Raw genomic sequence first — 13,987 nt, forward strand, 5'->3', positions numbered from 1 at the left:
GCCGGGCCCGTCGATCAGTCGATGCCGGGCAGGATGTGCGGCTCGGCGAGGTCGTCCTCGTAGCCGGCCAGCCGGATCGGCGCGGACCTGGCCCAGACTTCGAGGTTCTGGAGTTTCTCGGGCCGACGGGCCCGCTCTCCCTGTCGCTCTGCCGGTCGCTTCTCTTGCTTCGTCAGTTCTGGTGTCACCGCGCACTCCTTTGTGTCGCGTAACCCCGGGCGTCGCCGACACTCCGGCCTCATTTCCGGACATCGACCACCCATATGGGGTGGGGGCAGGAACAGTTCGGTCGCGGTGGCGCCGGGCGTGGGGCGGAACGGCGGCCTGGTTACAAGCCTGTTCCAGGACGGCCCGGGGAGTTTTGTGGATCCCCGGGTGGCGTCCGTTCACCTCAGCCTAACCAAATGAGCGCATTCCCGCTCGATGGAACGTGTGCGCTCAGTCACTTTCGGACAACGGACCGGTCTACCAACCGGCCGGCGCGTAGTCCTTCAGGAAGCAGCCGAACAGGTCCTCGCCCGCTTCGCCGCGCACGATCGGGTCGTAGACCCGCGCAGCGCCGTCGACCAGGTCGAGCGGGGCGTGGAAGCCCTCCTCGGCCAGCCGGATCTTGTCGGGGTGCGGGCGCTCGTCGGTGATCCAGCCCGTGTCGACGGCGGTCATCAAGATGCCGTCCTTCTCGAACATCTCCTGGGCGCTGGTGCGGGTGAGCATGTTCAGCGCCGCCTTGGCCATGTTGGTGTGCGGGTGGCCCGCGCCCTTGTAGCCGCGACTGAACACGCCCTCCATCGCGGAGACATTGACCACATAGGCGCGCTTGGCTGCCGTCGCGGCCATCGCGGGACGGAGCCGGCTGATCAGGATGAACGGCGCGGTGGAGTTGCAGAGCTGGACCTCGAGCAGCTCGATCGGCTCGACGTCTTCGACCGTCTGGATCCAGCTGTTCGTGTGATGCAGGTCCGGTACGAGACCGCCCGCGTCGATCGCGGTGCCCGCAGCGATCCGTTCCAGCGAGGCGGATCCGGTGACCAGGGCCAGTTCAGTGACGTCCTGCGCGCTCAGCCCCTCCTTGCGGGCGGCGGGCAGGGCGGCGACGCGGTCGACCGAGCCGCTGCCGAAGGTGCCGATGACCTCGGCCGCGGGGAGTTCACCCGCGGGCAGCGGTGCGGACTCGGCGCCGAGCAGTTCGCTGTACGCCTGCGGGGAGCGGCGAACCGTCTGCGCGGCGTTGTTGATCAGGATGTCCAGCGGCCCCTCGGCGGCGACCGAGTCGGCGAGCGCGACGACCTGGGCGGGGTCGCGCAGGTCGATGCCGACGATCTTCAGCCGGTGGATCCACTCGTCACTGTCCGGCATCGCCTTGAAGCGGCGGATCGCGTCGTTGGGGAAGCGGGTGGTGATGGTGGTGTGCGCGCCGTCACGCAGCAGCCGCAGCGCGATGTACATGCCAATCTTGGCCCGGCCGCCGGTGAGCAGCGCCCGGCGTCCCGTCAGGTCGGTCCGCGCGTCGCGGCGGTCCCGGTTCTCCGTGGCGCACTGCTGGCAGAGCTGGTGGTAGAAGGCGTCCACCTCGACGTACCGGGTCTTGCAGATGTAGCAGGAGCGGGGCCGCTGGAGTATCCCGGCGATCTCGGCACTGGCCGAGGAGGACGGCAGGACACCCTGAGTCTCGTCGTCGATGCGGTCGGCCGAGCCGGTGGCGGTGGCCTCGGTGACAGCCTTGTCGTGCGCGGTCTTGGCGGCCCGGCGCTCCTGACGACGGCGCTGCTTCACGGTCCGGTAGATACCGGCGGTGGCGCGGCGCACGGCGATGGCGTCCGGGTGGTCGACCTCGATGGTGTCGAGTTCGTCGAGCACGCTCAGGCAGACGGCCAGCCGCTCCGGGTCGATACCGGGACCGAACTCCTCGATACCGGGAGCGAACTCCGCGCTGTCCTCTGTCACCGTCATTGCCGTTCCTCTGTCAGTCATGCCGCCGGGATCTCTCGGCGGCCCCCGCCGCATTGCCGTAGCGGGCTCACGAGGACTGGTATCCACGGGGGCTGAGGCCCGGCTGCGGGCTTGCGCGAAGCCGCCGCTCTTCGGGCCGAACGCCCCGCTCAAGTCTGCCATGTCCGCCGCGCTGCTCCATCCGGGTGCGCAGGGCGGCACGGCGGGCCGCTGGAGGGGACGCCATGGACCCGTGCGACGTCGGCAGTTCGGGGACAGGACCCAGGACAGGACCGCGCACACATACGCGCACACATAGGGGGCAACAGTGGGTGCCGTGTCCGGGCCGGCGAAAGGAAATCCGGATCTTCGCGCATTACTCGGGGGAAGCGGGGCAGACGCCGCTCGATACATCCAGAAAACAGGGAGGGCGACGACATGGTGACCGCGTCGGAGCAGATCAGCGGAGCAGGAACACTGCGCCAGGCGACCGGTGCGCTCACCGGTGCCGCAGATGCTGAGCTGCCCTGGATCGAGGACACCGGAAAGGTCGCTCCGAAGGATGCGCGCCAGCTGTCCAAGCTGTTCCTCGACAAGCTCCAGGTGCTCGAAGAGGGCACGCACTCATACCAGTACGCGCGCAACACCCTCATCGAGATGAATCTCTCGCTGGTGCGCTTCGCCGCGGCCCGGTTCCGCAACCGGGCCGGTGACGACACCGAGGACATCGTTCAGGTCGGCACGGTCGGTCTGATCAAGGCGATCGACCGGTTCGACCTCTCCCGTGACGTCGAGTTCGCCACATTCGCCGTGCCGTACATCGTCGGCGAGATCAAACGCTTCTTCCGGGACACCACCTGGTCGGTGCATGTACCGCGTCGGCTCCAGGAGCTGCGTGTCGATCTCGCGAAGGCGAAGGAGCAACTCTCGGCCGAGCTGGACCGCGACCCCACCGTCAAGGAGCTGGCCGCCCGTCTCGACGTTCCCGAGGAAGAGGTCATCGAAGGCCTCATCGCCGCAAACGGCTACTCGGCCGGTTCCCTGGACACCCCCTCCGCCGACACGGAGTCGAGCAAGGAGCAGCGGTCGTACGCCGAACTCCTCGGTGAGGCCGACCCCGGCTTGGAGACGGTCGAGAATCTCCACGCGCTGGCGCCGCTGCTGGAGAAGCTGGACGACCGCGAGCGGCGGATCGTGCAGATGCGGTTCGGGCAGGAGATGACGCAGTCCCAGATCGGCGCCGAGCTCGGCGTCTCGCAGATGCATGTCTCGCGGTTGCTGGCGCGGATCGTCCAACAGCTGCGCGCGGGAATGTCCGTGGAGGCCTGACCGCGGTACGGATCGCGAGAAGAGCATTCCGCCATGGGTCGCTCTCCGCTCGAACCGGCCGTGCGTCGCCTGCGTGATGCCGTGGCCGCCGTCGACGCCGCCCGCTCGCACCTGGAGCCGGAAGCGGTTCCGGCCAACTTGAGCAGTTCGCCTACGTCGTCTCGCACGACCTCCAGGAGCCGCTGCGCAAGGTGGCGTCGTTCTGCCGGCTCCTGGAGAAACGGTACGGCGAGGAGCTGGACGCGGGGCAAGCAGGACATCGACTTCGCGGTCGACGGGGCCAAGCGGATGCAGGCCCTGCTCAGCCTGAGCCTGCCCCGGTAGGACGGCCGCCGGGTTCTCGAGAAGATCAAGAACGCCCCGGAGCCGGCGCTCATTCCGGTGGTCGTGCTCACCACGTCCTCCGCCGAGGAGGGCATCCAGCGCAGCTGCAAACTGCGTGCCAATGCCTATGTCAGCAAGCCGGTCGATGAATCAGTTCATCGCGGCCGTGCGCCAGATCGACGAGTTCTTCGTGACGGTCGTACGACTGCCGGGCCGCTCCTGACCACCCTCGTCATTCCCAGGAGTGGGATCTCATGACACGGGTAGATGAATCGCGAAGAAAAGGTCACCGACCTCCCCTGCTGCGCCCTGGCTGGAGCTGATGAACCAACACGCCCTCTCCCGGCCGGACGACCCGCATCCGGGTCACTGGCCCACCGAGGCACTGCACATCGCCGAAGTGTTCGGTGGTGAGCCGGGATGCATCGCACAGGCACGCGCACTGGCCGACCGCTTTCTGATCAGGCTCACCACGGAATGGCTGGCGGTGCTGGGCGAGCACACGCGTAACGACCTGATGCTGGCCGTGAGTGAGTTGGTCACCAACGCCGACCGGTACACCCACGGCCCCTACCTGCTGGAGCTTGAGGGCACCGCGCAGCGGATCAGCGTCACGGTCTACGACAGCAGCACGGCGCTTCCCGTCCTCTTCTCCCCCGACCCGAGCCGCCTCGGCGGTCACGGCATGGAGATCGTCGTCGCCCTGTGCGACCGTCTGACCGCCGAGCGGGTGCCGGTGGGCAAGCGGATCCGGGCCGAGTTCGAGCTCAGCAGCTGACCCGGTCGCAGCCCGGCCACGGCCCGGTGGACAGCCTTCAGGTCCTGTTGCGGGGAGAGCCCCTGACCCGGCCGGTGGCCAGGTCGAGGTGAGCAGGGATGCCTGGATGCCCTCGCCCATGCCGTTGGTCACGGCAACGGTCAGCTCGTCGGCGTCGGCGCAGAGGGTCCCGGTTTCTGGTCGAGGACGCAGTCCCCGCAGAGGCCCCCGCCCGGGCACCGGTAGTAGAGACAGCAGCTGCGTCTACGGAAGGCGGCGGTGTGCGGGGAGCCGGCGGTGCGCAGATCCGGGTGGTCGAAGAGTTCGGCGACCAGGGCGCGGGCCCGTTGTGCGACGTCCGGGCGGTGCTGCGTCCGTGCCCAGGCGATCAGTTCGCGGAGCGCTCCGGCCAGGGCCGATCCCGCGTTGCCCCAGAGCAGCCGCGGAGCGAGGTGTCCGTCCTGTCGGATCGCCTCCGCCAGGGGTACGAGATGGCCGAACTGGACGACCTCGCGGATCCGGTCCGCGGTGCCGGGCAGCGTGGCGACCGGCTCGTGCCACAGGTCGTCGGGGGCGGGGCGCCGCGGGTCCCAATGGAGCGTGCCGGGGGACAGATCGGGGAAGCGGCCCCCGATGGCCGCCGGCCCCAGGGCGGTCGACCAGAGACGGGCGGCCAGGCCCAGGTGAGCGACGGACGCGGCCACTCTGCGCTCCGGGGTACGGAGCGCGGCGGCGACCGCGTCGATACGGGCTGTGAGCGATGCCGTCTCCCCCGCGTACAGCCGCGCCAGCGGGCGGTGAGCGCCACCGGGCACCGGTGTGCCGCGCAGGGCGAAGAAGCCGCCCATTGAGGCCGCGTGCGACTGCTCCGTGCGCTGTTCCTGCGCGGGTTCCATCGATCACTCCTGGTGACATCGCGGGCATCCCGGGTACCGCGGCTCGCCGTTCACCGTATCGCTGCGGGATGATCGTCCTGAGGCCCGTCGGGAGGAGGACTACCGTCGGGAGGAGGACACGCGGACCACTGCCGTACTACCAAAGCAGTACGTCGGATCGCAGTCTCAAGGACGACGACTCGGCGGCTTTGAAGGGCCATCGTGGTGCACATGAGTTTCCTCGCACTGTCGGTGCTGCTGTCACTGGTCTCCGCGGTCGCGTACGCGGCCGGGGCAATCGTCCAGGAGCGCGTCGCCACGGCCGGAGACGGCCGCTCGCTCACCCCGCTGCGCAACCGCGTGTGGTGGGTGGCGGTGGCGTTGAACGGTGTGGGTGCGGTGCTGCACGTGCTGGCACTGGCGTACGGCCCGCTCAGCCTGGTGCAGCCGCTCGGTGCGCTGACGATCGTCTTCGCCCTGCCGATGTCTGCCCTCTTCGTACGCCGCCGGGCCGGGTCGACTGCCTGGCGCGGCGCGATCATGGCGACGGTCGGTCTGGCGGGTCTGCTCGCGCTCACCGGCAGCGGCGAATCGCACACACTGGACGGGCCGGAGCAGTTCATGCTCGCGACCGTGACGTTCGGTGCGGTGGCGCTGCTCCTCGTGGTCTCGAAGGGCGTGCAGAAGCCGGTGGTACGGAGCGTGGTGCTGGCCGGGGCGGCGGGTGTCGCGTTCGGTATCGCCTCCGTGTTCACGAAGACGGTGGCGATGGAGTGGACGTCGGGTGCCGTGGGCGCGGGACTGCCCTCGCTCCTGGTGATCGCGGCGCTGGCAGGGGCCGGACTGTTGCTGTCCCAGGCCGCGTACCGAGGCGCCGGCCTCACCGCTCCGCTCGCGACGGTGACCGTCGTGAACCCGGTGATCGCGGCGGCGGTCGGCATCACGCTGTTCGGCGAGGAGTTCCGGCACGGCACGGCGGGCACGGTGCTGGCGCTGGCGTGCGGCGTGGTGGCCGCGGGCGGGCTGATCATGCTGACGACGGAGCGGATGAGCGCGGAGCAGCTCGAGAGGCAGCGGGTCCAGGGTATCGGCGCGGATGTGTCGGAGGTGGATGCCGGGGTTGCCGCGGCGGGCGCGGAGAGTGCCGCCGAGTCCGCCGGTGCGGTGGAGTTCGCGGGGACACCGGCCGGGCATAAGCCGCAGGCGGAGCATGCCCGGGTCACGCCCGCGGTGTCCAACTCGGCCGCTGCCGACTCGATTCCATCGTTGCTCCCGCCGCCGGTGACGGTTCCGGTGACGCTGGGCAGTCGTCGGGCGGGGCGGGTGGGGGTCGGCCCTGCGCCGCGGCCGCGCACCGGTTCAAGGCGACGTGCCCTGTCGGCCGCCGAGCCCGATGACCCCGCGCAGCCGCCCGGCAGCGTTCAGACGCTGACGCCGCCCGCCCTGAGGTAGGTCACGGGGTCGATGTCGGAGCCGTAGCCGGGGCCGGTACGAATCTCGAAATGCAGATGCGGTCCGGTGACGTTGCCCGTGGAGCCCGAGCGGGCGATGCGCTGACCGCCGCTGATGTGCTTGCCCTCGCGCACATGGAGCGCGGACAGGTGCGCGTACTGGCTGTACTTGCCGTCGCTGTGCCGGATGACGATCTGGTAGCCGTACGGTCCCGCCCAGCCCGCCGACACGACCGTTCCGGAGGCCACCGCCTTGACCGAGGTGCCAGTGGGGACGGGGAAGTCGATGCCCGTGTGATAGCCACTGGCCCACGAACCTGCCTGGTGGTACGAAGTGCCGATGCGGGTCGCCGCCACCGGCGCGGTGAGCCCGGAGTGCTTCTCGGCCCGCTCGGTCTTCCTGGGCTGGGGCTCTGCGGCCTGGTGCGTCTTCGGCTCTGTCGTGCGGTGCGGTTTCGCCGCCTGGTGCCGCGGTTCCGCCTGTTCGTGCTGCGGTTCCGCCTGCCGACGCGGCTTCGTCTTCTGCTCTGGTCCGGTGGACGCGCCCGGCTTGAGGCCGGTCCTCGAAGCGGGCTTCGGGGTCCGGGTCGCGTCCAGGGTGAGCCGCTGGCCGGGGAAGATCAGGTCCGGGTCGTCGCCGACCACCTTGCGATTGGCCGCGTAGAGATGCTGCCAGCCGCCTCTCACATGCTCGGTCGACGCGATCGCGGAGAGCGAGTCGCCACCCGCAACGGTGTACGACTCGCGCTTGCCGGGCACCGTGGTCGGCGTGGCGGGCGCGGGTACCTTCTCGGCCTTCGGTTTCGCCTTGTTCGGGGTGGGAGTCCCCTTCGACGAGGTGTCGACGGGACCGCCGGTCCGCTCCGCCTGCGGCTTCACGTCGGGGGCGTCGCCGCCCCGTGTCAGGCCCGCCCGGGTGGAGCAGGTCGGCCAGGCACCGGGGCCCTGCGCCTCCAGTACCTTCTCCGCAATGGCTATCTGCTGTTCCCTGGTGGCCAGATCGGCGCGCGGCGCGTAGGCGGTGCCGCCGTAGGCCGCCCAGGTCGACCGGGTGAACTGCAGCCCGCCGAAGTATCCGTTGCCCGAGTTGATGTGCCAGTTGTTGGTGGACTCGCAGGCGGCGACCTTCTCCCAGACATCCGTTGACGCGGCGCCCGCCGAAGCTGCGCTGATGAGCGGGAGCGCGATGCCCGCCCCGCCTGCCGTGACCGTCAGCGAGGCACGGTTGATGCGGCTGGGCTGGTATTTGCGGTGCCGTCCGTTCGCGGCCATGACTTGGCTCCCCCACTGGCTGTAGGACACGTCGCAATCGGTCAACTTATGGGCAGACAAAGGATGATGACAAGGGTTCAGCCGAGAACCCACCTGTCACGCACGGAACGGGTGTACCTCGGATCGCAGTTCATCGGCGGGGGTCGATGCCTGCAGAAGACGCTGGATCCCAGAAAGACCGCGCCCGGGTTCCGCCGCGACAGAACCAGAGCGGTGCTGGGCCACCGCGTCCAGCGGCGGGGGACGGGCGAGGCCTGTCCCCCGCAGAAGAGCCCTGTTCCACCGGCCCGGTCCGGCCGGCGCCTCCCCCGACCCTACGGGCGTTCTGCTGCGGCGGCGTGAACGGAGCGCGGCGCGGTGAACAGGCCATGCCCGCGTCCCGTATCCATACTGGTCATCCCGGCATCCTCGACAGATTGCAGGAGCACACAGATGAGCGGCACTGCGCAGATCGGCGTCACTGGACTCGCGGTGATGGGCGGCAATCTCGCCCGGAACTTCGCCCGCAACGGCTTTACGGTCGCGGTGCACAACCGTACGTCCGCAAAGACCGATGCCCTGGTCAAGGAGTTCGGCGACGAGGGCACCTTCGTCGCCGCACGCACACCCGAGGAGTTCGTGGCGGCGCTGGAGCGGCCGCGTCGGCTGGTCATCATGGTGAAGGCGGGCGATCCGACCGACGCCGTGATCCAGGAGTTCGCCCCGCTGCTCGAGGAGGGCGACGTCATCATCGACGGCGGCAACGCCCACTTCGAGGACACCCGCCGCCGCGAGAAGGAGCTACGGGAGCGCGGGATCCACTTCGTCGGTGTCGGTATCTCGGGCGGCGAGGAGGGTGCGCTGAACGGGCCGAGCATCATGCCCGGCGGCTCCACCCAGTCGTACGAATCCCTGGGGCCGCTGCTGGAAAAGATCGCCGCAAAGGCGAAGGACGGCACCCCGTGCACCACACACATCGGCCCCGACGGCGCCGGGCATTTCGTGAAGATGGTCCACAACGGCATCGAGTACGCGGACATGCAGCTGATCGCGGAGGCGTACGACCTGCTGCGCCGGGTGGCCGGCTACTCCCCCGCGCAGATCGCCGAGACCTTCCGCAGTTGGAACACCGGCCGCCTCGACTCGTATCTGATCGAGATCACCGCCGAGGTCCTCGCCCATACGGACGAAGCGACGGGGAAGCCCTTCGTCGACATCGTGCAGGACCGCGCCGAGCAGAAGGGGACGGGCCGCTGGACGGTGCAGATCGCGCTGGATCTGGGGGTGCCGGTCTCCGGTATCGCGGAGGCGGTGTTCGCCCGTTCCCTGTCGGGCCACGCGGATCTCCGCGAGGCCGCACGGGAGTTGCCGGGGCCGTCGGCCGTCCCCCTCACCGGGGCAGGGGCGGCAGCCTTCGCCGACCAGGTCGAACAGGCGCTGTACGCCTCCAAGATCGTCTCCTACACGCAGGGGTTCCACCAGATCCGGGCGGGCAGCGAGGCGTACGACTGGAACATCGATCTCGGTGGGGTGGCGGCGATCTGGCGGGCCGGATGCATCATCCGGGCCGCATTCCTGGACCGGATCCGCGCGGCGTACGACGCGCGCCCCGGGCTGGTGAGCCTCCTCTCCGACCAGCAGTTCGCCGCCGAGATCGGTGCGGCGCAGGACGACTGGCGGACGGTGGTCGCCGAGGCGGCGCGCCAAGGGGTGCCGACCCCCGGGTTCGCCGCCGCGCTCTCGTACTACGACGGGGTGCGCGCCGACCGGCTGCCCGCGGCGCTCACACAGGGGCAGCGGGACTTCTTCGGAGCGCACACCTATCGGCGTACCGGCCGTGACGGCTCGTTCCACACGCTCTGGGGCGGCGACCGGTCGGAGGTCTCCACCGGCTGACGGGGGCGGCGGTCGCCCGGTCGGGTCACCGCGGGGTGCGGCGGGGCCGTACGTATGCGTAAGTAGCAGCGAGTACCGTCGGCGTCCCGCACCACCGGGATGCCCCAGCCGAGCTGTCGCCACCACCCACTCGGAGCCGCCGCATGCCCGACGCCGTCCCGGACCCGGCCGCCGCCCAGCCCGTCGTCGCTCCGCTGACCACCGCCGCCCTGATCCTGGTCGCCACGATCGAATCCGGTGGTGAGAGCGCCGTACGCGAGGTGCTGCCGGACCTTGCGGCGTTCGCCCGTTCCATCGACTTCCGGGTGCCGAATGCCGGACTGGCCTGTGTGACCGGGTTCGGCTCGGACGCCTGGGACCGGCTGTTCGCGGGGCCCCGGCCGTCCTCGCTCCATCCGTTCCGGGAGCTGCACGGCGCGCGCCACCACGCCCCCGCCACCCCGGGCGATCTGCTGTTCCACGTCCGGGGCGAGCGGATGGACGTGTGTTACGAGTGGGCCGCCCGACTGCTCGGCCGGCTCGGCGGGGCGGTGACGGTCGTCGACGAGACGCAGGGGTTCCGTTACTTCGACCACCGGGACCTGCTCGGTTTCGTGGACGGGACGGAGAACCCGATCGGCGCCGATGCGCAGACGGCGGCGCTGGTGGGCTCAGGGGCCGACCCCGCCTTCGCAGGCGGCAGCTACGTCATTGTGCAGAAGTATCTCCACGACCTGGCGTCCTGGAACACGCTGAGCACGGAGGAACAGGAGCGTGTCATCGGCCGCACCAAGCAGGACGACGTCGAGCTGCCCGACGACGTCAAACCCCCTGACTCCCATGTCGCGTTGAACACCCTCACCGCGCCTGACGGCACCGCGCGCGAGATCCTGCGTGCCAACATGCCGTTCGGCAGTTTCGAACAGGGCGAGTTCGGCACGTACTTCATCGGTTATGCCGCCGATCCGGACGTGACCGAACAGATGCTCCGCAATATGTTCCTCGGAAATCCACCGGGCACGTACGACCGCATTCTCGACTTCTCGACCGCCGTCACCGGCACCCTCTTCTACGCCCCCAGCGCCGACTTCTTCGACGCCCCGCCGCCGTCCCCCGTCCTGTCCGGGACCGAATCCCTGCCGCAGCCGGCGTCCGCGCCGGTCGCTCAGATCGCGGTTCCGGCGGATGCTCGGGACGGTTCGCTGCATATCGGCAGCCTGCAAGAAAGCGCCCAGTGATGAACAACCTCCACCGCGAACTCGCCCCCGTCACGGAAGCCGCCTGGGACCAGATCGAGGAGGAGGCCCGGCGCACCTTCAGCCGTCATCTGGCGGGCCGTCGCGTCATCGATGTGACGGATCCGGAGGGACCGTCGTTCTCGGCAGTCGGTGACGGGCATCTGCGGGACATCGACCCGCCGACGCCGGATGTCATCGCCCGGGCCCGTACCTCGGTGCCGGTGATCGAGTGGCGGGTGCCGTTCACGGTGACCCGGGCCACCGTGGACGATGTCGAGCGCGGCTCCGACGACAGTGACTGGCAGCCCGTCAAGGATGCCGCCCGGACCTGTGCGTTCGCCGAGGACATGGCCGTCATCGACGGGTACGCGGCGGCCGGGATCACCGGCCTGCGCGACGGTTCCTCGCACGCTCCGCTGCCGCTGCCCGCCGATGCGCGCGACTACCCGGCCACGGTGAGCCAGGCGCTGACCCAGCTGCGGCTGGCCGGTGTGGACGGGCCGTACCGGCTGCTGCTCGGCGCCGACGCGTTCACCGAGGCGACCGAGACGTCCGACCACGGCTATCCGGTGGCCACGCATCTCGCTCGGCTGCTGGACGACCAGATCCTCTGGGCGCCCGCCGTCGCGGGCGGTGTGCTGCTGTCCACCCGCGGTGGCGACTTCGAACTGCGCCTGGGCCAGGATCTGTCCATCGGCTATCGGGACCACGACGCGACGCACATCCGGCTCTACTTCCACCAGTCGTTCACGTTCCGGATGCTGACGCCGGAAGCCGTGGTCCCGATCATCGCCTGACGGCCGGGGCCACGGCTGCTGCCTACCGGTGCCCGGCCGCCTCGACGGTCCAGGTGAGCGTCTCGGTGGCCAGGGCGCGGACCGCGGGGTCGCGGATGGCGTCCGTACGGTCCGCGGCCTCGGCGGTCACCCGGTGGCCGCGGCCGTCCGCGCGCACGCCGAGCGAGGCCGGGGTGACGGCGGTGCGGCCGCGGGCGGAGACCTTCTCGACACCGTCGACGTACCGGCACAGATCCGTCCGCGCGAGACCGGCCGCCGGGCCGGACCCGTGTCCTTGGCCACCGGTGCTTCCCAGACCCGGAAGCCGAGTGACCAATGATCGAATCCGGGTAACCGCCCCTCGTGGAGCCTGGATCGGGCGCCCCTCGCCGACCGGACACCGGGCGCACTCCTGCCATCGGCCGGTCGCTCGTATGCTCGGTTCCCATGACGAGGCGCGACGTGCCCGAGCCGGAGCGGGAGCCGCAATCCGGGGTCACGCTCCGCGAGATCCTGGCCTTCGACGACGGCGGCACACTCCGTCTGTTGCTCGCGCCCGCCGACCACGACGTCGGCGTCCGCGGTGTGGCCGTCGGTGACGAAGGACCGGTGCAGCCGCTCGACCAGCGCATCGTGCTGGCCGTCGGCCCGCCGGCCTCCTCCGCCGATGCGGCGGGCCCGGTCCGTGAGGCCGCCCGGCGCGGCGCCTGTGCCGTAGTGCTCCGCGATACGGAGGGGGTGCCCGCTGCGCCCGAAGTACTGGCCGCCGCCGAGGAGTCGGGCATCGCCCTGCTCGCCCGTGCGGCCTGGGCCGACTGGACCGACACCGCGTCCCTGCTGCGTTCCGTGCTCTCCTACGCCGCGACGGGCCGTACCGGGGAGACGGCCATCACGGCGGACACCTCAGTCGGCGGGCTCGCAGCCCTCGCCTCGGCCATCGCCGAGAACACCGGGGGCTCCATCACCATCGAGGACACCCGCTTCCGGGTGCTGGCCCACTCCGCCACCCGCCCCGAGGCCGACGGGGTCCGCCGGTCCACGATTCTCGGCGGCAGGGTTCCCGAGTGGCGCGTCGCCGAGCTCCGGCGCAGCGGAATCCTCCGTGCCCTGTGGACCTCCCGGGACGTCATCCACCGGGCCGCCGTAGGCGACAGCCCCGAGCGCCTGATCATCGCGGTCCGCAGCGGCTCCGAAGTCCTCGGCTCCATCTGGGCGGCCACGGACGGGCGCGTGCTCTCCGCGCAGGCAGCGGATGCGCTGCGGCGCGGAGCGGAGCTCGCCGCCCCCCACCTGGTGCAGCACCGGCTGCGCGAGAGCGGGGCCGTGCGCCGGAGGAACCATGCGCTGCGCGGTCTGCTGTACGGGCGTGGGGACCGGCGCACCCACGCCTGGTCGTTGGGGCTGCCACCGGACGCGCCGTGCGCGGTCCTGGTGGCCGAACGCGACGGCGCGGCAGGAGCGTCGGCCGACCGCGTCCTGGATGTACTCGCCCTGCAGGCATCCTCGTACCACCCCTCGGCTCGCGTGCTGCGCGACGGAGACCGACTGCTGGTGCTGCTGCCTGTCGAGCGCGGCCGGGACAGGGAAGTGCTCGGCCTTGCACGTGAGTTGGACGCACTCGCCGTGTCGATGCACGGCTCCGCGCCGGTCCGGGTCGGTGCGGGTCCCGTCGTGCCCACCGCCCTGCGGGCCGCCGACTCCTGCGAGGAGGCGACGCTGGTCGTAAGGGTGCTGCGCAACCGCGCCGCGCACGGCGGGGAGCCCGAGCCCCTGCGGCACGCCGGGGCGGCCGAGGTCGGTCCCTCCCTGGACGTCCTGCGGGTCCTGGACGCCGTACGGCCGGTCTGGGAAGCGGGCAGCGGACCGGTGCACGACCTCGTACGGTCCGACCTGGCGACCGGGGGCGAGCTGATCCGCTCACTCGCCGCCTACTTCGACGCGTCGGCCGACGTCGGCCGGGCCGCCCGGCAGCTCGTCCTGCACCCCAACACGCTGCGGTACCGGCTGCGCCGCGCCCGGGAGCGGTACGGCGTCGATCTCGACGACCCCGACACCCGGCTGCTCATCACCCTCGCCGTCCGGCTGAGCGGCTAGATTTGTCCCTGATTCGTACGGTCGTTGGCCCTGCGGCCAAGGTCCGGCGCCGATCCTGTTCTGCTCGACAGAGACCTGCGGGGCCCCC

Annotated in this window: 12 protein-coding genes and 2 pseudogenes; 9 read left to right on the forward strand and 5 right to left on the reverse strand. The window is 70.6% G+C overall.

Annotated features, from left to right (window positions below; translation table 11 throughout):
• Positions 1 to 14: 14 nt before the first annotated feature.
• Positions 15 to 188 carry a hypothetical protein gene (locus OH809_RS04730; RefSeq protein WP_266978285.1) on the reverse strand — a complete coding sequence of 58 codons (174 nt, stop codon included), beginning with the start codon at positions 186 to 188 and terminating at the stop codon, positions 15 to 17.
• A 277-nt stretch (positions 189 to 465) separates the two neighbouring features.
• Entirely contained in the window at positions 466 to 1,950 is a 1,485-nt protein-coding gene (locus OH809_RS04735) for an SDR family NAD(P)-dependent oxidoreductase (RefSeq protein WP_406423700.1), read from the reverse strand.
• A 417-nt stretch (positions 1,951 to 2,367) separates the two neighbouring features.
• Here OH809_RS04735 and OH809_RS04740 point away from each other — a divergent pair, with 417 nt between their 5' ends.
• The 4 genes and pseudogenes from OH809_RS04740 (at position 2,368) to OH809_RS04755 (ending at position 4,360) form a co-directional block, all read left to right on the forward strand.
• Positions 2,368 to 3,258, forward strand: a complete 891-nt coding sequence (locus tag OH809_RS04740; RefSeq protein ID WP_406423698.1) for an RNA polymerase sigma factor SigF — start codon at positions 2,368 to 2,370, stop codon at positions 3,256 to 3,258.
• A 128-nt stretch (positions 3,259 to 3,386) separates the two neighbouring features.
• Positions 3,387 to 3,564, forward strand: a pseudogene (locus OH809_RS04745) (histidine kinase dimerization/phospho-acceptor domain-containing protein); the annotation flags it as partial.
• Positions 3,556 to 3,805 (forward strand): annotated as a pseudogene (locus tag OH809_RS04750) (response regulator); the annotation flags it as partial. The pseudogenes OH809_RS04745 and OH809_RS04750, both read left to right, overlap by 9 nt.
• Before the next feature lie 99 nt (positions 3,806 to 3,904).
• Positions 3,905 to 4,360, forward strand: a complete 456-nt coding sequence (locus OH809_RS04755) for an ATP-binding protein (RefSeq protein WP_384944655.1) — start codon at positions 3,905 to 3,907, stop codon at positions 4,358 to 4,360.
• 140 nt (positions 4,361 to 4,500) lie between these two features.
• Here OH809_RS04755 and OH809_RS04760 read toward each other — a convergent pair whose 3' ends face one another.
• On the reverse strand, positions 4,501 to 5,235 hold the full coding sequence (locus OH809_RS04760) for a (2Fe-2S)-binding protein (protein ID WP_406423696.1): 735 nt from the start codon (positions 5,233 to 5,235) through the stop codon (positions 4,501 to 4,503).
• 210 nt (positions 5,236 to 5,445) lie between these two features.
• On the opposite strand from OH809_RS04760, the gene OH809_RS04765 reads away from it, so the two are divergent.
• Entirely contained in the window at positions 5,446 to 6,666 is a 1,221-nt protein-coding gene (locus OH809_RS04765; RefSeq protein WP_406423694.1) for a DMT family transporter, read from the forward strand.
• Here OH809_RS04765 and OH809_RS04770 read toward each other — a convergent pair.
• Entirely contained in the window at positions 6,636 to 7,937 is a 1,302-nt protein-coding gene (locus OH809_RS04770; protein WP_406423692.1) for a transglycosylase family protein, read from the reverse strand. The genes OH809_RS04765 and OH809_RS04770 overlap by 31 nt on opposite strands.
• Positions 7,938 to 8,369: 432 nt before the next feature.
• On the opposite strand from OH809_RS04770, the gene gndA reads away from it, so the two are divergent.
• The 3 genes from gndA (at position 8,370) to OH809_RS04785 (ending at position 11,826) form a co-directional block, all read left to right on the forward strand.
• A complete protein-coding gene (gene gndA / locus OH809_RS04775) occupies positions 8,370 to 9,812 on the forward strand; it encodes an NADP-dependent phosphogluconate dehydrogenase (RefSeq protein ID WP_406423690.1) in 1,443 nt (480 codons plus the stop codon).
• Between the two features lie 143 nt (positions 9,813 to 9,955).
• Positions 9,956 to 11,029, forward strand: coding sequence for a Dyp-type peroxidase (locus tag OH809_RS04780; protein WP_406423688.1), 1,074 nt, complete (start codon positions 9,956 to 9,958; stop codon positions 11,027 to 11,029).
• Positions 11,029 to 11,826: a family 1 encapsulin nanocompartment shell protein gene (locus OH809_RS04785; protein ID WP_406423686.1), complete on the forward strand. Its 798-nt coding sequence runs from the start codon at positions 11,029 to 11,031 to the stop codon at positions 11,824 to 11,826. Before OH809_RS04780 ends, OH809_RS04785 begins: the two co-directional genes overlap by 1 nt.
• 22 nt (positions 11,827 to 11,848) lie before the next feature.
• Here the strand turns inward: OH809_RS04785 and OH809_RS04790 are convergent, their stop codons facing one another.
• Positions 11,849 to 12,142, reverse strand: a complete 294-nt coding sequence (locus OH809_RS04790; protein WP_406423684.1) for a hypothetical protein — start codon at positions 12,140 to 12,142, stop codon at positions 11,849 to 11,851.
• 110 nt (positions 12,143 to 12,252) lie between these two features.
• On the opposite strand from OH809_RS04790, the gene OH809_RS04795 reads away from it, so the two are divergent.
• Complete coding sequence (locus tag OH809_RS04795) at positions 12,253 to 13,899, forward strand: PucR family transcriptional regulator (protein WP_406423682.1); 1,647 nt, start codon at positions 12,253 to 12,255, stop codon at positions 13,897 to 13,899.
• Positions 13,900 to 13,987 lie beyond the last annotated feature (88 nt).

This window comes from Streptomyces sp. NBC_00873 (genome assembly GCF_045207415.1).
Lineage (GTDB): Bacteria > Actinomycetota > Actinomycetes > Streptomycetales > Streptomycetaceae > Streptomyces.